We start from the raw sequence: 19,497 nt of genomic DNA, 5'->3' as shown, positions 1-19,497 counted from the left end.
CGCGACAGCACCCCACGGATAACCCGGGGGGCACTGTTGCGCCTGCTAGCAGGCTCCCCGATCATTGCTCGGGCGCGGTCTCCTACGCGCCGGTAACGAGTGGGGGGAAGGCCGTCGTGGCGGAGATCAATCACTTTGAGTACGGGTGGATCACACCGGCGCTGAGTTACGCGCTGTCCGTGCTCGGTTCGTTCCTGGGACTGGTCTGCGCCGGGCGGATCCGCACCGCCACCGGTTCCGGTCAGCGCTTCTGGTGGGGGCTGCTGGCCGCCTGGGCGATCGGTGGCACCGCGATCTGGGCGATGCACTTCATGGCCATGCTCGGGTTCGCGGTCACCGGCACCCGGATCCGGTACGACGTGCCGCTCACCGCCGCCAGCACGGTGATCGCCGTCAGCGCGGTCGGAATCGGTCTGGCCATCGTCGGCACCGGCCGGCTCAGCGCCGTGAAGGTCCTCGGCGGTGGCCTGTTCACCGGCATCGGCGTCGCCGCCATGCACTACACCGGGATGGCCGCGATGCGGCTCAACGGCGATCTGGCCTACGACGGCACCCGGGTGGGGTTGTCGGTGGTCATCGCCGTCGTGGCGGCCACCGTGGCGCTGTGGCTGGCGATGACCGTCCGCCGGGGGCTGGCGATCGCCGGCTCGGCCCTGGTGATGGGGGTCGCCGTCAACGGCATGCACTTCACCGGGATGAGCGCCCTGTCGGTGCACCTGCACGAGCGGCGCGGCGAGCTGACCGGTGCGGGGGTGAGCACGCTGCTGGTGCCGATCGTCCTCGCGGTGATCCTGGTGGTGGTCGGGCTGGTCTACGCGCTGCTCGCCGCCCCCACCGACGACGACCGGGCCGCCGCCGCGTACCTGCAGGCCCGGCAGGTCAGCGCGCCGGTGGTCGAGCCGGAGACCGCCCCGGACCCGGTGGGCCTGCGCAGCCGGTCGACGACGCTCGGCCGGCCGGGCACGCCGTTCCCGTCCCGTCGGGACGTCCCGCCCCCGCCGCAGCGCTGACAACGGCCGCCCCGCGCCGCAGCACTGACAGCCGTCCCTCGCGCCGCCGGTCGCGGCCGGCCCTGGCGCCGCCGGTCGCGGCCGTCCCTCGCGCCGCCGGTCGCGGCCGCGCCGGCCCGTCGTGCCGCCGGTGGCGGGCGACCGGCCCCGGCCGCCCGCGCACCGTCACGGGTGCCCGGCGAGGGCGTCGACCAGCCGGCGGCACGATCCGGCCAGGTTCCACCGCTGGGCCAGTTCGAGGAGCCGGTCGGGGTCGGCGGGCGCGGCCGGCAGGGCGGTGGACAGCGTCGGCAGCGGCACGTCGGTGGCGACCCGGACCACCTTCGGGGCCACCGCCAGGTAGTCCCGGGCGCCGTCGAGCTTGGCCCGTAGCCCCGGGGCGAACCCGGAGCCGGGGTCGTCGAGCGCGGTGAGGATGCCGGGCAGGTCGCCGTAGCGGTCGATCAGCCGGGCCGCGGTCTTCTCGCCCACCCCGGGCACCCCGGGCAGTCCGTCGCTCGGGTCGCCGCGCAGGGCGGCGAAGTCGGCGTACCGGTCGGCGGGTACGCCGTAGCGGGCCCGGACCGCCGCGTCGTCGCAGTCGTCGAGCTTGGCCACCCCGCGCCCGACGTAGAGCAGCCGGACCTCCCGGGCGTCGTCGACGAGCTGGAAGAGGTCCCGGTCGCCGGAGACCACCTCCACCGGGCCGGGCTGGGTGACCGACAGGGTGCCCAGCACGTCGTCGGCCTCGTAGCCGGTGGCGCCGACGGCGGTGATGCCGATCGCGGCCAGCACGTCGAGGATCACCGGCACCTGCGGGGAGAGGGTGTCCGGCACCTCCTCGCCGCCGGCCGGGGCGACCCGGTGCGCCTTGTACGACGGCAGCAGCTCCACCCGCCAGGCGGGCCGCCAGTCGTGGTCGAGCGCGCAGACCATCCGGTCGGGCCGGCGGGTGCGGACGAGCTGGGCGAGCATGTCGAGGAAGCCGCGCACGGCGTTGACCGGCTGACCGTCCTCGGCCTTCGCGGCCGACTCGGGCACGCCGAAGTAGGCCCGGAAGTAGAGGCTGGGGGCGTCGATCAGCAGGATCGGGGGTTGGTCTGCCACGCCCGACAGCCTGGCACAGCCCACCGACGACCGGGGGGACGACCGGGGTGGGTCGCCTCGACGCCCACCGCCCGCCGGCGGCCCGCTGGTCCGGTGCCGGGCGGCCGGGGGGACACCGGTGGGCGGGAAACCGGCGTGACGCCGGCCGGCCGGTGGGCGAGACTGCCGGGCATGGAGTTCGTGCCCGGCCTGGTGCTGTGCCGCCGTTTCCACGACGAGGTCGTCGCGCCGCTGCTGGCGGACCGGCTGCCCGGCCTGCGGTACTCCGCCGCTCTGCTCGACGGGGGTTCGGAGCTGCTGGGCCTGGACACCGAACGCTCCACCGACCACGACTGGGGGCCGCGGGCCCAGGTCTTCGTGGCCGACCCGGCGGCGGTGGCACCGGTCCGCGCGGCGGTGGCCGACCTGCCGCCGTGGTTCCTGGGCCGGCCCACCCGGTTCCTCGGCTGGCCGACCGCCCGGGTGGGGGTGCCCGACGTCGCCGGTGACCGCACCGGGGTGGAGGTGGCCGTCTGGCGGGACTGGCTGCGCGGCCGGCTGGGGTTCGACCCCGCCGTCGCCGTCACCGGCGACGACTGGCTCGCCGTGCCGACGCAGCGGCTGGCCGAGCTGACCGGCGGTGCGGTCTTCCACGACGGCCTGCACGGCGCGGTCGGCGCGGTCCGGGCCACCCTGGCCTGGTATCCGGACGACGTGTGGCGGCACGTGCTGGCCGCCGGGTGGACCCGGGTGGGGCAGGCCGAGCATCTCGTCGGGCGGTGCGCGGAGGTGGGGGACGCGTTGGGCAGCCGGTTGGTGGCCGCCCGGGTGGCCCGCGACCTGATGCGCCTCGGCCTGCTGCTGCACCGGCGGTGGCCGCCGTACGACAAGTGGCTCGGCAGCGTGTTCGCTGTGCTGCCGGACGCCGCGCCGGTGGTGGCGGCGCTGGCGGACGTGCTCGGGCCGGGTGACTGGCCGGCCCGGCAGGGCGGGCTGGTCCGGGCGCTGGAGACGGTCGCCGGGTGGTCCAACGCCACCGGGCTGGCCGCGCCGGTCGAGCCCACCGTCCGGCCCTTCCACGGGCGGCCCTTCCTGGTGCTCGACGCGCCCCGCCTGGCCGCCGCGCTGCGGGCCGCGATCGTCGACCCCGTGCTGCGGGACCGCCCCCTGGTCGGCGCGGTGGACCAGTACGTCGACAGCGTGGACGTGCTGACCCACCCCGACCGGGTCCGCCGGGTCTCGGCGGTCGTCGCCGGCTGACCGGCCGGCCGTTCCCGGTGGGGCGCGTCGTCCCGCCGGGCGCACCGGGTCGGTTGCGGCCGGCGGGGCGACGCGGTGCGGCAGGTCAGCTGCGGATCCGGGACCGGATGAACGCCCCCGACTCGGTCAGCACGGCGGTGCCGGTGAAGTCGGTGCCGGCGCAGGTGCCCCGCCGGAACACCGAGTTGCTCTCCGGGCCGTCGGAGTAGCTCCACATCGCGTAACCGATCTTCAGGCTCTTCAGCAGGTCGAGCCAGGTGGTCGCGCTGTCCAGGTCGTTCGGGCCGTCGCCGGTGAAGGTCTGGGTGCCGAACTCGCTGACGAACAGCGGCAGGCTCCGCGCGGCGCGGGCCACGGTGGCCCGTTGCAGGTCCCGGTGGGACGCGGCGTAGAAGTGGAAGGTGTACATGATGTTGGTGGCGTCGACCGGGTCGTCGGTCACCTCGGTCTCGTCGGCGCCCTCGGAGACGCCGAGCGAGGAGAAGCCCCGGGTGCCGACCAGCACCACGCTGTCCGGGTCGGCGGCCCGGATCACCGGGATGACCTGCTCGGCGTAGCTCTTGATGGCGGCCCAGCCGACCCCGTTGGGCTCGTTGGCGATCTCCCAGAGCACGTTGGTGCGGGCGGCGTGCCGGGCGGCGACCTCGGCGAAGAAGGACTTCGCCCGGTCCAGGTTGAGGTTGGGGTCGCCCGGCGTCAGGAGGTGGAAGTCGACCACCACGTAGAGGCCGAGCGCGCTGGCGGTCACCACGGCCTCGTCGACCCTGCGGGTGAAGCCGGCCGGGTCGGTCTCGAACCCGCCCTCCTGCACGTACATGGCGACCCGGACGAAGTCGGCCCGCCAGTCGGTGCGCAGCGCGGCGAGCGAGTCCGGGTTGAGGCAGTTCGGAAAGAACTGGAGGCCGTGGCTGCTCATCCCGCGGAGCTGCACCGGTTCGCCGGCCTGGTCGCACAGGTGCACGCCGCAGACCCGCAACCGGCCGTGGACGGCCACCGGGGAACCGGCCGGTCCTTCGGTGGCGTCGGCGGCCGGCGTCGGCCGGTCGGTGGTGGCCGGCGGGCCGGTGGCGGTGGTCGGCGTCGGTGCCGTGACGGCCGGCGGTCCCGCCTCGGTCTCGGCGTTCGCGGTGGGGACGGCCAGGGCGGCCCAGCCGGTGACGAGCGCGGCCAGGGCCACCCCCGCCGAGGTCAGTACTGCGCGTCGGTGCATCGGAGAACTCCGTCGGGCTCGTCGGTGCCCGGGGAGGGCAACCGGTGGTACGCAGCCGTGGCCGCGACGGTTCACCGCCGGGCCGGGCCGTGCGACCGCAGTGGGCCGTGCCGACCGGAGTGGGTGGTACCGACCGGAGTGGGCCACGGCCCAAACGACCGTTAAGCTGACCGGGTGGTGCCCGACCACGGCGGGCAACGGCTCAACACCACCCCTGGAGCTCATCGCGCTATGACTGTCGACCGGATCCTCCCCACCGACGAGGCCCACGACCTGCTCGACCTCGCCACCGAACTCGCCGACCGCGAGCTCGCGCCGAGGGCCGCCGACTTCGAGGAGCGGGCCGAGTTCCCCCGGGAGGTCCTGCGTACCCTCGGCCGGGCCGGACTGCTCGGCCTGCCGTACCCCGAGGAGCACGGCGGCGCCGCCCAGCCCTACGAGGTCTACCTCCAGGTGCTGGAGATCCTGGCCGGCCGGTGGCTCGCCGTCGCCGAGGCGGTCAGCGTGCACACCCTGTCCTGCTACCCGCTGGCCCAGTTCGGCACCGACGCGCAGCGCGCCCTGCTGCCGGACCTGCTGGGCGGGGAGCTGCTCGGGGCGTACTGCCTCTCCGAGCCGCAGGGCGGGTCGGACGCCGCGTCGCTGACCACCCGGGCGGTCCGCGACGGCGACGACTACCGGGTCACCGGGGTCAAGGCCTGGATCACCCACGCCCAGGTGGCGGACTTCTACAACCTCTTCTGCCGTACCGGTGGGCCGGGGCCGAAGGGCATCTCCTGCCTGCTGGCCGACCGGGGCACCGCCGGCATCGCGCCGCAGCAGGCGGAGCGGACCATGGGGCTGCGCTCCTCGCCGGTCGCGCAGCTCGTCCTCGACGACGCCCGGGTGCCCGCCGACCGGCTGATCGGCGGGGAGGGGGCCGGGTTCACCATCGCGATGTCCGCGCTGGACTCGGGGCGGCTCGGCATCGCCGCCTGCGCGGTCGGCCTGGCCCAGGCGGCGCTGGACCACGCCGCCGGCTACGCCCGGGACCGGCAGCAGTTCGGCCGGGCGATCATCGACTTCCAGGGGCTCGGCTTCCTCCTGGCGGACGCGGCCACCCAGATCTCGGCGGCCCGCGCGCTCACGCTGGCCGCCGCCCGGCTGCGCGACGCCGGTCGGCCGTACTCGATCGAGGCGGCCAAGGCGAAGCTGTTCGCCACCGACGTGGCGATGCGGGTGACCACCGACGCGGTGCAGGTGCTCGGCGGCGCCGGTTACGTCGCCGACCACCCGGTCGAGCGGTTCATGCGGGAGGCCAAGGTGCTCCAGATCGTGGAGGGCACCAACCAGATCCAGCGGCTGGTGATCTCCCGGGCGTTGGCGAAGGGCTGATCCGGGCGACGGGTTAACCTGTGCCGGTGACCTTCCCCCGGATCACCGTCGACCCCGAGGTGATGGGCGGCGCACCCTGCGTGCGGCAGTCCCGGATCCCGGTGGCGACCCTGCTGGCGATGATGGCGGAGGGGATGTCGGTGACGGACATCCTCACCGATCTGCCCTTCCTCGACGAGGAGGATCTGGCGGAGGTACTGCACTTCGCCGCCGACGCGGTGCGCGACCGCCGGGCCCGCTGAGCGTCACCGGGGGCGGGAGGCCGTCGCCGCGCCCACGCGCCACCGGGTAGGTTGCACGCGTGGAGGAGATCGACCGTGCCATCGTCGCCGCGCTGACCGCCGACGGCCGCCTGTCGTACACGGACCTGGCCGAGAAGGTCAGCCTGTCGGTCTCGGCCGTGCACCAGCGGGTGCGCCGGCTGGAGCAGCGCGGCGTGATCAGCGGCTACACCGCCCGGGTGTCGTTCGAGGCGTTGGACCTGCCGTTGACCGCGTTCGTGGCGATCCGGCCGTTCGACCCGTCCCAGCCGGACGACGCGCCGGAGCGGTTGGCCCACCTGCCCGAGATCGACTCCTGTTACTCGGTGGCGGGGGAGGACTTCTACCTGCTGCTGGTGCGGGTCGCCGGGCCGGCCGACCTCGAACGGGTGCTCCAGGAGATCCGTACCGCGGCGAACGTCACCACCCGGACAACGGTGGTGCTGTCCACCCCCTACGAGGCGCGACCGCCGAAGATCCCGCTGGCGGCGACCCCCCGGCGGTCCCGCGACGGCGGCTGAGCCCCCGGCGTGTATTCGGTGCCGTGGACGGGCCGGCTCACCCGCCGTTCCAGCGCAGGATCACCGGGCGGCCGTGCTCGTGGCCGAGGACGGAGACGGTGGCGGTGTCCAGCCGTAGTTTCCCGCCGCCGGACGCCGGCAGGCCGATCCAGCGGGCACCGACCACCCGCAGGGTGTGCGCGTGGCCGACGAGCGCCACGTCGCCGAGTTCCAGCAGCGGGGCGACCCGGGTGAGCAGCCGGTCGACCCGCGTACCGAGCTGGACGGGGGACTCCCCGCCGGGGCAGCCGTCGGTCCAGATGGTCCAGCCCGGGCGCTCCCGCTGGATGTCGGCGGTGGTCCGCCCCTCGTACGCGCCGTAGTTCCACTCGGCCAGGTCCTCGTCGATCTCGTCGACGGTGAGGCCGGCGAGTTCGGCGGTGTCCCGGGCGCGTCGGCGGGGGCTGGCGAGCACCCGGGCGAAGCGGCGGCCGGTGAGCACCCCGGCCAGCGCCCGGGCCTGCCGCTCACCGTCGGGCGTCAGCTCCAGGTCGGTGTACGAGGTGTGCCGGCGGCTGGCGCTCCAGGCGGTCTCGCCGTGCCGGATCAGGATGATCTCGCTCATCCCCCCAGTCAACCAGCCCCGCCGTGCGTCCCACTACGACCTGGGACACCCCTGGAGGCCCCAACCTGGGAGACATCCACGGAGAAGGGAGCAGGCGTCATGTCGATCAACGAGCTCTGGGTACACGTACCGGACATCATCCTCACGGCGAAGCTGGTGTCGGCCCTGGCGACCGCCGGCTGGGCGGTGGGCCGGCTCGGGCAGCGGGTACGGCGGGGGAAATCAGCCGACCGGACGACGTCGACGTCCGACCGTCCTTGATGGAATGACGTGGTGGATCCGGAGAGTGCCCCTCGCACTGCGGCGGTCGGACACTCTCCGGTGCGACCGGATCGAGCGGGGACATCGCCATGGCTTCGAGCGAGCAGGGCAACCAGGTGGACGAGATCCAGCTCTGGTTCGCGCGCCAGCTGAGGGAGTTCGTGGCCGGGGCGGGCGGTCCGTCGTACCGACAGCTGGAACTCGGGATCGACACGCTCGGGGCGAGCCTGTCCAAAAGCACGATCTGGCGCATCCTGAACGGCAAGATCCACCCGAAGCCCGAGATGGTGGAGCAGATCGTCCGGGCAGCGCACGCCTATGCCGGACGCCCCGGCGAGCCCGATCTCGGCGTCTGGGAACGACACTACGACCGGCTGCAGGAGCGGCTCATCGTCCTCGGGCATGGTAGCCGGACGATCGCCAACGCCGTCGCCGACGAGGAGGGACGGATCTGGCCGCGCCGCCTCGGCAGTATCCCGGGGGCCGTCGAGGCGTTCCAGGAGCGGCTCGACCCACTGGTCGACCGGGTGGCCGGGTCCTTCATTCTGACCGGCACCGGTGGTGTCGGTAAGACCCAGGCGGCTGCCGAGTACATCCGCGGGCGTCTGGCCGCGGGTGACCTGGACCTGGCCATCTGGATCTCTGCCGGAGCCCGCGACACGATCGTCTCCGGCATGGCCGCCGCCGCCACCGACCTGACCGGAGCGAGCTACCAGGACCCGGAACTCATGGCCCACCGGCTGCGTACCTGGCTCGCCGGCACCCGGCACCGGTGGTGTGTCGTCCTGGACGACCTGAGCGACATCTCCCACGTACGGGGGCTGTGGCCGCTGCCGTCGGCACGCGGCATCACCCTGGCCACCACCCGCCGGCAGGACGACGGTCTGCGAGGCTACGGCAGACGGGTGGAGGTCGGGGTGTTCCGCCGCGACCAGGCCGTCACGTTCCTGCGCGCACGACTCCCCGCCGACGCCGGCAGCGACGACGACCTCGCCGGCCTGGCCCACGACCTCGGCTTCCTACCCCTGGCCCTGGCCCAGGTCAGCACCTACATGTGCGACCGGAAGCTGGACTGCCGTACCTTCCGGGCACGGTGGGCCGACACCCGGCGTCGACTGGCCGACCTCATCCCGGAGCCCGGCGCGCTACCCGACGACTATCCGGTCGGCCTGGACGCGGCGCTGGAGCTGTCGGTCGTCGAAGCCGACAAACTGCATCCGGCTGGAACGGCCCGTACCGTGTTGCAGGTCCTGAGCGTCCTCGACCCGAACGGCGTACCCGAATCGGTGCTGCGGACACCGGCGGCGACCGCGTTGATGCCGTCTGCGGACGAGGATCTGCGCCGCGACGCCCAGCGGGACGGGGTGCGCAACCTCCGCCGCCTCAACCTGCTCGACATCGCCGTCGACGACGCGACCGCGGAGACCCGGATCCTGCGGGTGCACGTCCTGCACCAGCGGTCCACCGCCGAACTCATGTCGGCTGCGCGCCGCTACGAGGTGGCACGGACCGCCGCACAGGCTCTCCTCGACTGCTGGGCGGCCCCACCGTCCGGGTCCGCGCTCGACCGGATGCTCAGAGCCAACGCCTTCGTCCTCTACCGGCGCGAACCGGAAGCACTGTTCACGCCGGAACCACACGAGGTCCTGTTCCGGATGGGGCGGAGCCTGGGCGAGGCGGGCCAGGCGGCGGCGGCCGTCCAACACTTCCGGCAGATCGACGCCCGGGTCCACGACGGGACCACCGGCGGCACCTCTGCGCTGGCCTTCAAGAGCCGCGGATACCTCGCCTGGTGGTTGGCCCAGGCCGGGCGGCACGGCGAGGCCGCTGACGCGTTCGAGTCGCTCTACGCCGATCAGGCCGAGGTGCTCGACCCCGAGGATCCCGACCTGATGCAGACCCGGCAGAGCGCGGCGGTCTGGCGGGGCCACAGCGGCGACCTCGACGTCGCCCGGCAGCAACTGGAACAGCTCTACCTGGAGCGCATCCGCATCCAGGGACCACACCACCGCGACACCATCAGCAACCGCAACCACCTGGCCAACTTCCGCTCCTACTGTGGCGACTTCCAGGGTGCCTGGGAACTGCACGACCAGGCGCTGCGCGAGACCGAGGCCCGGGTCGGCCCGGACCACCCGGACACCCTCCGGGCTCGCGCCACCGCCATGCGCCACCGCGGGGAGATGGGCGAGATCCAGCGCGCCGTCGAGGCTTACCGGGCGCTCGCCGAACACCTTCAGGGCGCGGTGCCCGGGCATCCGAGCACCTTCTCCGCCCGGCACCAACTCCACGAGTGGGTCGCCCGCAGCGGTCAGCTCGACGCGGCGGTCGCTGGGATGGAGCGCCTGCTGGCGGACCGCCTCGCCGCGCTCGGACCGGAGCATCCGCATACCTTGGACAGCCGGCTCCTGCTGATCCGCTGGCGCAACCGCAGCGGTGACCGGGAGCGTGCCCTCGCCGAAGCCGACGCACTCCGCCGGGACCTGGAACGGACCCTCGGCCCGGACTCGGTCTTCGCCAGAGCCATCCCGGCGGCCCTGGAACCGTGGTAGCAAGCCGTCCGTCAGTCGTCATCGAGTGCCTCGCCGCCGGAAGGTGCCGTGGCCGGCAGAAGGGCGACCCGGATGGGCCGTCGTCAGTACACCCTAGCGTCCTAGGATGACTTAGGGGTAGTGCGCCAAGGCGCACCCCGAAACACCAGCGCCTACGGCGCAGTTCGTCTGCTTACGGGACACGATCCCCGCACCGAGGTAGCCGGTGATCGCCCTGCGGGAGAACCGGCGGGTCACCCGCGCTAGCGTGCGGTCATGCTGGTCGCCCGTTCGCTGGTGTTGTTCGCCCTGGCCGCGCTCGCCGAGATCGGTGGCGCCTGGCTGATCTGGCAGGGCTGGCGGGAACACCGGGGACTGTGGTGGATCGCCGGCGGGGTGGTCGCGCTGGGCGTCTACGGGTTCGTGGCGACGTTCCAGCCGGACGCCAACTTCGGCCGGATCCTCGCCGCGTACGGCGGGGTGTTCGTGGCCGGTTCGCTGGCCTGGGGGATGGTGGTGGACGGCTTCCGGCCGGACCGGTGGGACCTGACCGGCGCGGCGATCTGCCTGCTCGGCGTCGCGGTGATCATGTACGCCCCACGCGGGGCGTGAACGTCGTCGCCCCCGGGACCGGTCGGTCCCGGGGGCGACGGACGGCACCGCTCAGTCGTCGCGGTGGGTGACCCACCACTGTTGGCCGGCATCGGGCAGGGTGTCGATCGGGTCGTAGTAGGCGTACCGCTTGTCGAGCGCCTCCAGGTCGGCGGACTCGATGGAGGTGCGGTAGTTCTTGGTCCAGTAGGAGATGCCGCGCTCCCGGTCGTACTCGGTGAGCATGTGCACCCAGCGCTTGCCGACGAAGGGGACGTCGCAGACGATCCGGGGGGTGGCGTAGCCGGGCAGGTAGCCCATGATGTCGTGCTGGAGCTGCTGGGCGTGCCAGACCGGAACCCGCCAGTGTTCGGCGTTGGGGATCATGTCGCACATGTAGAAGTAGTAGGGCAGGATGCCGGCCTCGCCCTGGAGGGCGAAGCAGAGGTCGAGCAGGTCGGGGGCGGTGGCGTTCACGCCGCGCATGAGCACGCCCTGGTTGCGGACGTCGCGGACGCCGACGTCGAGGGCGGTCTGGGTGGCTCTGGCGACCAGCGGGGTGATCGACTGGGCGTGGTTGACGTGGGTGTGGATGGCCAGGTTGACGCCGCGGCGGGCGGCGGTGCGGGCGACCCGCTCCAGGCCTTCGACCACGTCGTTCTGGAGCCAGTGCTGGGGTAGGCCCATCAGGGCCTTGGTGGCGAGCCGAATGTCGCGGACGGTTTCCAGTTCGAGCAGCCGCATCAGGTACGTCTCCAGGTTGCGCCAGGGGACGTTGGCGACGTCGCCGCCGGAGACGACGACGTCGCGGACGCCGGGGTGGGCCTTGAGGTAGCTGATGTGGGCGTCGTAGCGGTCGACGGGCTTGAGGACGAGCTTGAGCTTGTCGACGGCGGGGGTGGAGTTGCCGACCAGGTCCATCCGGGTGCAGTGCCCGCAGTACTGCGGGCAGGTGGAGAGCAGCTCGGCGAGGACCTTGGTGGGGTAGCGATGGGTGAGGCCTTCGGCGACCCACATGTCGTGTTCGTGGAGCGAGTCGCGGCTGGCGTAGGGGTGTGACGGCCAGTCGGTGCGCCGGTCGGTCGCGATGGGGATCATGTAGCGCCGGATGGGGTCGGCGCGGAAGGCGTCGGTGGTGAGCGGCGCGAACGGCACCATCGTGTTGATCATCTGGGGTGGCACCAGCATCGACATGGTGGCCAGGGCCTGCTGGTCGGCGGCCAGGTCGGTGTAGAAGGTCTCGTCGACGGTGTCGCCGAGGACGGCGCGCAGCTGCTTGATGTTCTTGACGCAGTTGACGCGTTGCCACTGGGCGTTCTCCCACTGCTCGCGGGTGACGTGGCGCCAGCCGGGGAAGCGGGTCCAGTCGGGTTCGACCAGGGGGCTGCGGCGGTACTCGTAGGGCTGGCCGGCGGTCGGTACGGCGACCGGGGCGGGGCGGGGGCCGGGGATGGTCTCCATCGGGTGGGTCTGGGTCACGGCCCCTCCTCGTGGTGCGTGGCCGGGGTGGCCGGCGGGCTGGTGCGATGATCGGTGAATCCGAAGGCTACTGGAAAATATCCGGCGAAGAAATTAGTCTGCCGTAAGTTTTCCCGCGATGCGAGTCCTGGTCGGGGCTTCGCGCGGCGACGAGGGGAGGTAGGCGTGACGTCACCGGTGGGTCTGCACCGTGTCGTGGAACCGGCGGGGGTGCTGCCGCAGGCGGCCTGGCGGTTGGACGCCGATCCGCGGATCGCCCCGAACGAGGTACGGATCCGGGTCGAGCGGCTGAACCTCGACGCGGCGAGTTTCCGGCAGTTGGCGCAGAAGCACGGTGGGGACGGGGAGAAGGTCCGCGCCGAGGTGCTGGAGATCGTGTCGACCCGGGGCAAGATGCAGAATCCGGTGACCGGCTCGGGTGGGATGCTGATCGGCACGGTGGAGGAGGCAGGTCGCCGGTCGCCGCTGGGGCTGGCGGTGGGTGACCGGGTGGCGACGCTGGTGTCGTTGACCCTGACGCCGTTGACGATCCTCGACCGGTTGGCGCGCTGGGACGGGCGCAGCGAGCAGGTGCCGTGCGACGGGTACGCGATCCTGTTCGCCCGGTCGATCGCGGCGGTGCTGCCGGCGGATCTGCCCGCGGAGTTGGCGTTGGCGGTGTTGGACGTGTGTGGGGCGCCGGCGTTGACGGCGCGGGTGGTGGGTGAGCAGGTGGCGCGGCGGGAGCGCGTGGGTGACGGGTCGCCGGTGACGGTGGCGGTGGTCGGTGGGGCCGGGAAGAGCGGGTCGTTGTCGTTGGTGGCGGCGCGGCGGGCGGGTGCGGCTCGTACCGTCGGGGTGGTGCCGGTGGAGGCGGAGCGGGACGCGCTGGCGGCGGCCGGGGTGGCGTCGGTGGTGGCGTTGGCCGATGCCCGGGATCCGGTGGCGTTGTCGTCGGCGGTGACCTCGGCGCTGGGTGGGCCGGCGGACGTGACGGTGGTGTGCGTGGACGTGCCGGGGTGTGAGCACGGTGCGGTGTTGGCCACGGCGGAGGGTGGCACGGTGATCTTCTTCTCGATGGCGACGAGTTTCGCGGCGGCGGCGTTGGGTGCGGAGGGGCTGGCGGCGGACGTGACGATGCTGGTGGGCAACGGTTTCGTGCCGGGGCATGCGGAGTTGGCGTTGGGGTTGGTGCGGTCGGAGCCGGGGGTACGTGCGCTGTTCGAGTCCCGGTTGGCGGCAGACTGAGTGCCATGACGAATCCCTCGACGTTGTACCGCGGTGGAGTGCTGCACTGTCCGGCGGAGCCGAGCGCGACGGCGCTGTTGGTGCGGGACGGGCGGATCGCCTGGTTGGGTGGGGACGCGGAGGCGCCGGCCGCCGACCGGGTGGTGGAGCTGGACGGGGCGTTGGTGACGCCGGCGTTCGTGGACGCGCACGTACACGCCACGGACACCGGGTTGGTGTTGTCGGGGCTGGGTCTGTCGTCGGTGCGGTCGGCGGCCGGGTTGCTGGAGGCGGTGGCGGCGTTCGCGGCGGGTCTGCCGTCGGATGCGGTGGTGCTGGGGCACGGCTGGGACGAGTCGGGTTGGGTGGACCGGCGGTTGCCGGAGGCGGGGGAGTTGGACCGGGCGGCGGGTGGTCGGCGGGTGTACCTGTCGCAGGCGTCGATCCATTCGGCGTTGGTGTCGTCGGCGTTGTTGGCGGCGTGTCCGGAGGCGGCGGCGATGCCGGGGTTCGACGCGTCGGGGTGGTTGCGGCGGGAGGCGCACCATGTGGTGCGGGCGGCGGCGCAGGGTTCGGTGGGTCGGGCGCAGCGGGTGGCGGCGCAGCGGGTGGCGTTGGCGCACGCGGCGTCGTTGGGGATCGCGGCGGTGCACGAGTGTGGTGGTCCGCAGATCTCCGACGAGGAGGATTTCACCGGGTTGCTGCGGTTGTCGGGGGTGGGTCTGCCGGAGGTGTACGGGTACTGGGGTGAGTTGTCGGGGGCGGCGCGGGCGCGGGAGTTGGGTGCGGTGGGGGCGGGTGGTGATCTGTTCGCGGACGGGGCGTTGGGGTCGCGGACGGCGCACCTGTCGCGGGAGTACCTCGATGGTGAGGGTTGTGGGCACGGTTATCTGAGTGCCGAGCAGGTGCGTGATCATCTGGTGGACTGTGCGGCGCACGGGGTGCAGGGCGGGTTCCATGCGATCGGTGACGCGGCGATCGCGACGGTGTTGGCGGGGTTCGCGGGGGCGGCGGCGATGTTGGGGACGGAGCGGGTGCGGGCGGCCCGGCACCGGGTGGAGCATGCGGAGATCATGAGTAAGCGGTTGATCGCCGGGTTCGTGGAGTTCGGGATCGTGGCGAGTATGCAGCCGGCGTTCGACCGGTTGTGGGGTGGTGCGGGTCGGATGTACGAGTCGCGGTTGGGTCTGGACCGGTCGTTGGAGTCGAATCCGATGGGGGCGATGCACGCGGTGGGGGTGGCGTTGGCGTTCGGGTCGGATTCGCCGGTGACGCCGTTGGATCCGTGGGGGTCGGTGCGGGCGGCGGCGGCGCATCACAGTCCGGCGCAGCGGATGAGTGTGCGGGCGGCGTTCGCGGCGCACACCCGGGGTGGGTGGCGGGCGGTGCGGCGGGACACCGAGGGGGTGATCGCGTTGGGTGCGCCGGCGACGTTCGCGGTGTGGTCGAGTCCGGCGGGGGTGGAGCGGGGGTTGCCGGTGGTGTTGGCGGCGGATCCGGAGTTGCGGGGGTCTGAGGATCCGACGCCGTTGCCGGTGTGTCGGCGCACGGTGTTGCGTGGTGAGGTCATCTACGAGGAAGGCGTGTCGTGAGCGAGCGATCCCTGGGTGTGGCGGGGCCGGGCAAGTTGGGTCTCGATCCGGTGTTGGTGGGTCGGGCGCGGGAGTTGGCGCGTCGGGCCGGGCAGCCGGTGGTGGATCTGGCGCGGAGTCACACGACGGTGTCGGTGGAGCGGGCGGTGTTGCGGCTGGCCGGGGTGTCGGGTGCGGATCCGGATGGGATTCCGTGGGTGAACCGGTTGGTGGACGCGGTGGTGGCGGAGGTGGGGTTGGGGCATGGGGTGGCGGTGCCGGTGTTCGACGCGATGGCGCGGGAGGGTGTCGCGGAGGTGACGTTGCTGGCGCAGAAGGCGGCGGCGGGGTCGGTGCGGTTCGGGGTGCCGTCGGGGAAGGCGGCGATGGCGGCGCGGCGGGCTTCGCGGCGGGCGGTGGCGGCGGGGATGCGGCGGGTGGATCGGCGGCGGGTGGAGCGGGACCGGTTGGTGCGGCGGTTCGGGGATCCGCCGCGGCGGCCGTGGATTTATCTGATCGTGGCGACGGGGGACATCTACGAGGACATTCCGCAGGCGCAGGCGGCGGCGCGGGCGGGTGCGGACGTGATCGCGGTGATCCGGTCGACGGGGCAGTCGTTGTTGGACTATGTGCCGGAGGGGGCGACGCGGGAGGGTTTTGCGGGGACGTATGCGACGCAGGAGAATTTCCGGTTGATGCGGGCGGCGTTGGACGAGTCGTCGAGGGAGTTGGGCCGGTATGTGCGGTTGACGAATTACGCGTCGGGGTTGTGTATGCCGGAGATGGCGACGTTGGCCGGTCTGGAGCGGTTGGACATGATGCTCAACGATTCGATGTACGGGATTCTCTTCCGGGACATCAATCCGGTGCGGACGTTTGTGGACCAGCGGTTTTCCCGGCAGATGCACGCGCGGGCGGGGATCATCATCAACACCGGTGAGGATAATTATCTGACCACGGCGGATGCGGTGGACGAGGCGCACACGGTGACGGTGTCGCAGTTGCTCAACGAGTTTTTCGCGTATGAGGCGGGGTTGGCGGACTGGCAGTTGGGGTTGGGGCACGCGTTCGAGATCAATCCGGATGTGCCGGAGTCGTTCCGGTTGGAGTTGGCGCATGCGTTGTTGGCGCGGGAGTTGTTTCCGGATGCGCCGTTGAAGTGGATGCCGCCGACGAAGCACATGACGGGGGACGTGTTCCGGGGGAATCTGTTGGACGGGTTCTTCAATCTGGCGGGGGCGATGACGGGGCAGGGGATTCTGTTGGTGGGGATGATGACGGAGGCGGTGGTGACGCCGTGGTTGTCGGATCGGGACATCGCTTTGCAGAACGTGCGGTACGTGTTGGGTGCGGCGGGTGGGTTGCACGAGGATTTCGTGCCGGCGCCGGGTGGGTTCATCCAGCAGCGGGCGAACCGGGTGTTGGGTGAGGCGGTGGAGTTGTTGGAGCGGATCGGTGAGCAGTCGTTGTTGACGGCGATCGCCGAGGGCACGTTCGGGATCATGAAGCGGCCGGCGGACCGGGGTAAGGGGTTGGCCGGGGTGGCGCGGCACGAGGCGGGTTACTACAACCCGGCGACGGAGATCCTGGAGCAGCCGGCGTGAGCGCGGTGGAGGTGGGCGGGGTCGCGGCCGGTATGGGCGTTGAGGCGGCGGGTGCGGTGGCGGCGGGTAAGCGGGTGGTGCGGCCGTACGGGGACACCACGGGGGACGGCATGGTGCAGGTGTCGTTCACGTTGCCGGTGTCGCACGACAAGCGGGCCGAGGGTGCGGCGGTGCAGTTGGCCAACCGGATGGGCATCGATCCGGCGATGGTGGTGCACGCGAAGCCGATGGGTGACGGGTTCACGTTCTTCGTGGTGTACGGGCGGGTGAACCATCTGGTGGATCTGTCGGCGGTGCAGGTGGTGGAGCGGGATTTTCCGCTGCTGGGCGCCAAGGAGGTCAACGCGGTGGTGAAGCGGCGGTTGCGGCGGAAGTTGTCGGTGGTGGGTGCGTGTATCGGTACGGACGCGCACACGGTGGGTATCGACGCGATCCTGAACGTGAAGGGCATTGCGGGGGAGAAGGGCCTGGAGTACTACCGGGAGTTGAAGGTCACCAATCTGGGGGCGCAGGTCAGTGTGCCGGAGTTGGTGGAGGCGGCCCGGGTGGAGCGGGCCGATGCGGTGTTGGTGTCGCAGGTGGTGACGCAGCGTGACGCGCATCTGCACAACACGCGGGAGATGTCGGCGGCGTTCCGGGAGGCGATGCCGGCGGGGCGGCGGCCGTTGCTGATCGTGGGTGGGCCGCGGTTCGACGAGACGATGACCGCCGAGTTGGGGGTGGACCGGATCTTCGGTCGGGGCACCACTCCGGGTGAGGTGGCGTCGTATCTGGTGCATGCGTTGATCACGGGTGGAAGGGCGAGGGTATGAGTGATTCGCGGGTCGGGTTGACGGTCACCCATCGGCGGTACGTGCCGTACGCGCACGCGCACTATGCGGGGGATCTGGTGGATGGGGCGTACGTGTTGGGGTTGTTCGGGGACGTGGCGACGGAGGTGTGTGTCCGTACCGATGGTGACGAGGGGTTGTTCGCGTCGTACGCGGATGTGCAGTTCGTGTCGCCGGTGCGGGCCGGTGACGTGGTGGAGGTGACGGCGTCGGTGGTGCGGGTGGGTACCCGGAGCCGGACGCTCGATTTCGTGGCGCGGGTGGTGTGCCGGGGCCGGCCGGACCGGGGTGGGTCGGCGGCGGAGGTGTTGGCGGAGCCGTTGGTGGCGGTCACCGCGACGGGCACCGTGGTCGTGCCGGCGGCGGCGTGAGTCGGGTGGTCTGCGCCGACGTCGGGTCGACCTGGACGAAGGCGGCGGTGGTCGATCTGGAGGCGGGGGCGTTGGTGGGGGCGGCGGCGGTGCCGACGACGGTCGGCTCGGATGTGTTGCACGGTCTGGACGCCGCGGTCGCGGCGGCGGTGGGCCGGGCCGGCGCGGGGGCGGCGGGGCCGTGGTACGTGTGTTCGTCGGCGGGGGGTGGGTTGCGGCTGGCGGTGGTCGGTTACGAGCTGTTGGTGACCGCGCAGGCGGGTCGGCGGGTGGGGTTGTCGGCGGGGGCGAACGTGGTGCACGTGGCGGCCGGCCGGTTGGCGGCGGCTGATCTGGCGGCGTTGCGGGCGGCCCGGCCGGACGTGGTGTTGCTGGTGGGCGGCACCGATGGGGGGGACGTCGACACGGTGACGCACAACGCGACCCGGTTGGCGCGGGCGCGGTGGCGGGTGCCGGTGGTGTTGGCCGGCAACGTCGAGGTACGCGACGGGTTGACCGCGGTGTTGTCGGCGGCGGGGGTGCCGGTGACGGTGGCGGACAACGTGCTGCCCCGGATCGGGGTGTTGGCGCCGGCGTCGGCGCGGGCGGCGATCCGGGAGGTGTTCCTGCGGCACGTCATCGGGGGTAAGCGGTTGTCGCGGGGTGACCGGTTCGCCCGGTTGGTGCGGGCGGCCACGCCGGATGCGGTGTTGACCGGGGTGGAGGTCCTGGCCGACGCGGTGGGTGGGGATCTGGTGGTGGTGGACGTGGGTGGGGCGACGACGGACGTGTATTCGGTGTTGACGCCGGACGAGCGGGCTGGGGGGCCGGGCCGGGAGGTGGCCGGCACGTGGTGGCGGGCGCGGACCGTGGAGGGGGATCTGGGGATGCGGTGGAGTGCGCCGGGGGTGGTGCGGGCGGCGGTGGAGGAGCGGCTGCTCGACGCCGCCGGGGAGGAGGCGTTGGCGGTGGCGGCGGCGGTACGGGCGGCGGATCCGGGGTTCCTGCCGGCGGGTGACGGGGACCGGCTGGTGGAGGGGCGGATCGCGGGGTTGGCGGCGACGGTGGCGTTGCGTCGGCATGCCCGGGGTGCGGGCAGTGGGGAGCGGGCGGGTCGGGATCTGCGGGACGTGCGGTTGCTGGTGGGTTCCGGTGGTGTGCTGCGTCACGCCGATCCGGCTGCGGCGGTGGGGGTGTTGACGCGGGTGCTCACCGATCATGCCGGGGGGTGGCCGTTGCCGCGGGCGGCGCGGCCGGTGGTGGATGTGGACTACGTGCTGGCCGCCGGGGGGTTGCTCGCCGGGGAGCATCCGGTGGCGGCGGGGGCGTTGTTGCGGCGGCATCTCGGTGGGGATTGAGACCCGCCGACGCGACACGCCGGGTCGGCGGGGGCGACTGGCCGGGGTGGGTTGACAGTGGCGGGGGTGTAGGCCGTACCGTCTTTGAGTCCTACCACGGGAAGTGGCTGTTGTTCGCTTCGTCCCTTCGTCCGCTGGCCGAGCGACATCGTTGGTGCATTCGTCGCGGCGGCCAGGTCCAGCGGGCGGGGGTCGGCGGGGCGGCGCGAACCGGCTGCGGTTACCGGTGTACGGGCAGGGTGAGGGGTACGGCCAGTAGACAACGGCCCGGCGGGGGCAGCCAGTCCACCGCCTGGTCGGTCCGAAGGTCGGCGCCGCTCGTTCTCGCCCCACCGGCCGGGGAGGGCCTGGGAGCATCGGGGCGCGGCTTAGGCCGCGCCCCGATTTCGTGTCCCTGGCGGTGACCTGCTCC

The 19,497-nt window shown here is 72.5% G+C and carries 18 protein-coding genes; 14 read left to right on the top strand and 4 right to left on the bottom strand.

Going from position 1 to position 19,497, the window contains the following annotated elements; translation table 11 throughout:
• Positions 1-116: 116 nt before the first annotated feature.
• On the top strand, positions 117-1,010 hold the full coding sequence (locus GA0070623_RS03835; protein ID WP_089003899.1) for an MHYT domain-containing protein: 894 nt from the start codon (positions 117-119) through the stop codon (positions 1,008-1,010).
• Between the two features lie 165 nt (positions 1,011-1,175).
• Here GA0070623_RS03835 and GA0070623_RS03830 read toward each other — a convergent pair whose 3' ends face one another.
• Positions 1,176-2,096: a 5'-3' exonuclease gene (locus tag GA0070623_RS03830; RefSeq protein ID WP_089003898.1), complete on the bottom strand. Its 921-nt coding sequence runs from the start codon at positions 2,094-2,096 to the stop codon at positions 1,176-1,178.
• 171 nt (positions 2,097-2,267) lie between these two features.
• On the opposite strand from GA0070623_RS03830, the gene GA0070623_RS03825 reads away from it, so the two are divergent.
• Positions 2,268-3,335: a DUF4037 domain-containing protein gene (locus GA0070623_RS03825; protein WP_067313181.1), complete on the top strand. Its 1,068-nt coding sequence runs from the start codon at positions 2,268-2,270 to the stop codon at positions 3,333-3,335.
• Between the two features lie 85 nt (positions 3,336-3,420).
• On the opposite strand, the gene GA0070623_RS03820 is transcribed toward GA0070623_RS03825, so the two are convergent.
• The gene (locus GA0070623_RS03820; RefSeq protein WP_231932647.1) at positions 3,421-4,545 is read right to left on the bottom strand and encodes a glycoside hydrolase family 5 protein; all 1,125 of its coding nucleotides are present in this window, start codon (positions 4,543-4,545) and stop codon (positions 3,421-3,423) included.
• A 231-nt stretch (positions 4,546-4,776) separates the two neighbouring features.
• On the opposite strand from GA0070623_RS03820, the gene GA0070623_RS03815 reads away from it, so the two are divergent.
• The 3 genes from GA0070623_RS03815 to GA0070623_RS03805 are packed head-to-tail and all read left to right on the top strand — an operon-like array spanning position 4,777 to position 6,700.
• A complete protein-coding gene (locus GA0070623_RS03815; RefSeq protein ID WP_067313185.1) occupies positions 4,777-5,919 on the top strand; it encodes an acyl-CoA dehydrogenase family protein in 1,143 nt (380 codons plus the stop codon).
• A 26-nt stretch (positions 5,920-5,945) separates the two neighbouring features.
• Positions 5,946-6,161 (top strand): DUF433 domain-containing protein, encoded by a 216-nt coding sequence (locus GA0070623_RS03810; protein ID WP_067313206.1) that lies wholly within the window; start codon positions 5,946-5,948, stop codon positions 6,159-6,161.
• A 59-nt stretch (positions 6,162-6,220) separates the two neighbouring features.
• On the top strand, positions 6,221-6,700 hold the full coding sequence (locus GA0070623_RS03805) for an Lrp/AsnC family transcriptional regulator (protein WP_067313188.1): 480 nt from the start codon (positions 6,221-6,223) through the stop codon (positions 6,698-6,700).
• Positions 6,701-6,737: 37 nt separating this feature from the next.
• On the opposite strand, the gene GA0070623_RS03800 is transcribed toward GA0070623_RS03805, so the two are convergent.
• Complete coding sequence (locus GA0070623_RS03800) at positions 6,738-7,304, bottom strand: histidine phosphatase family protein (protein ID WP_067313190.1); 567 nt, start codon at positions 7,302-7,304, stop codon at positions 6,738-6,740.
• A 99-nt stretch (positions 7,305-7,403) separates the two neighbouring features.
• Between GA0070623_RS03800 and GA0070623_RS29740 the strand changes: the two genes are divergently transcribed.
• The 3 genes from GA0070623_RS29740 to GA0070623_RS03790 all read left to right on the top strand — a co-directional run bounded on the left by GA0070623_RS29740 (position 7,404) and on the right by GA0070623_RS03790 (position 10,708).
• Positions 7,404-7,565 carry a hypothetical protein gene (locus tag GA0070623_RS29740; RefSeq protein ID WP_157517615.1) on the top strand — a complete coding sequence of 54 codons (162 nt, stop codon included), beginning with the start codon at positions 7,404-7,406 and terminating at the stop codon, positions 7,563-7,565.
• Between the two features lie 89 nt (positions 7,566-7,654).
• On the top strand, positions 7,655-10,117 hold the full coding sequence (locus GA0070623_RS03795) for a tetratricopeptide repeat protein (RefSeq protein WP_067313192.1): 2,463 nt from the start codon (positions 7,655-7,657) through the stop codon (positions 10,115-10,117).
• A 255-nt stretch (positions 10,118-10,372) separates the two neighbouring features.
• Entirely contained in the window at positions 10,373-10,708 is a 336-nt protein-coding gene (locus tag GA0070623_RS03790) for a YnfA family protein (protein ID WP_067313194.1), read from the top strand.
• A 51-nt stretch (positions 10,709-10,759) separates the two neighbouring features.
• On the opposite strand, the gene GA0070623_RS03785 is transcribed toward GA0070623_RS03790, so the two are convergent.
• Entirely contained in the window at positions 10,760-12,166 is a 1,407-nt protein-coding gene (locus tag GA0070623_RS03785) for a KamA family radical SAM protein (RefSeq protein ID WP_067313196.1), read from the bottom strand.
• Positions 12,167-12,331: 165 nt separating this feature from the next.
• Here GA0070623_RS03785 and kdd point away from each other — a divergent pair, with 165 nt between their 5' ends.
• From kdd to GA0070623_RS03755, 6 genes are read left to right on the top strand one after another with little or no spacing between them, the layout of a single operon-like run.
• Positions 12,332-13,393: an L-erythro-3,5-diaminohexanoate dehydrogenase gene (kdd, locus tag GA0070623_RS03780; protein ID WP_067313198.1), complete on the top strand. Its 1,062-nt coding sequence runs from the start codon at positions 12,332-12,334 to the stop codon at positions 13,391-13,393.
• Between the two features lie 5 nt (positions 13,394-13,398).
• Positions 13,399-14,964, top strand: coding sequence for an amidohydrolase (locus GA0070623_RS03775; protein ID WP_067313200.1), 1,566 nt, complete (start codon positions 13,399-13,401; stop codon positions 14,962-14,964).
• Positions 14,965-14,981: 17 nt separating this feature from the next.
• Positions 14,982-16,547, top strand: coding sequence for a lysine 5,6-aminomutase subunit alpha (kamD, locus tag GA0070623_RS03770; RefSeq protein ID WP_067313202.1), 1,566 nt, complete (start codon positions 14,982-14,984; stop codon positions 16,545-16,547).
• A 32-nt stretch (positions 16,548-16,579) separates the two neighbouring features.
• Positions 16,580-17,359, top strand: coding sequence for a lysine 5,6-aminomutase subunit beta (gene kamE / locus GA0070623_RS03765; protein ID WP_089004252.1), 780 nt, complete (start codon positions 16,580-16,582; stop codon positions 17,357-17,359).
• Entirely contained in the window at positions 17,356-17,748 is a 393-nt protein-coding gene (gene kal / locus GA0070623_RS03760; RefSeq protein ID WP_067313204.1) for a 3-aminobutyryl-CoA ammonia lyase, read from the top strand. The genes kamE and kal overlap by 4 nt, the downstream gene beginning before the upstream one ends.
• Positions 17,745-19,085, top strand: a complete 1,341-nt coding sequence (locus tag GA0070623_RS03755) for a glutamate mutase L (RefSeq protein WP_089003897.1) — start codon at positions 17,745-17,747, stop codon at positions 19,083-19,085. Before kal ends, GA0070623_RS03755 begins: the two co-directional genes overlap by 4 nt.
• Positions 19,086-19,497: the final 412 nt, after the last annotated feature.

Source organism: Micromonospora rifamycinica (assembly GCF_900090265.1).
Lineage (GTDB): Bacteria > Actinomycetota > Actinomycetes > Mycobacteriales > Micromonosporaceae > Micromonospora > Micromonospora rifamycinica.
Note: the sequence above shows the minus strand (reverse complement) of the source record. Positions and strands in the feature narration are given on the sequence as shown.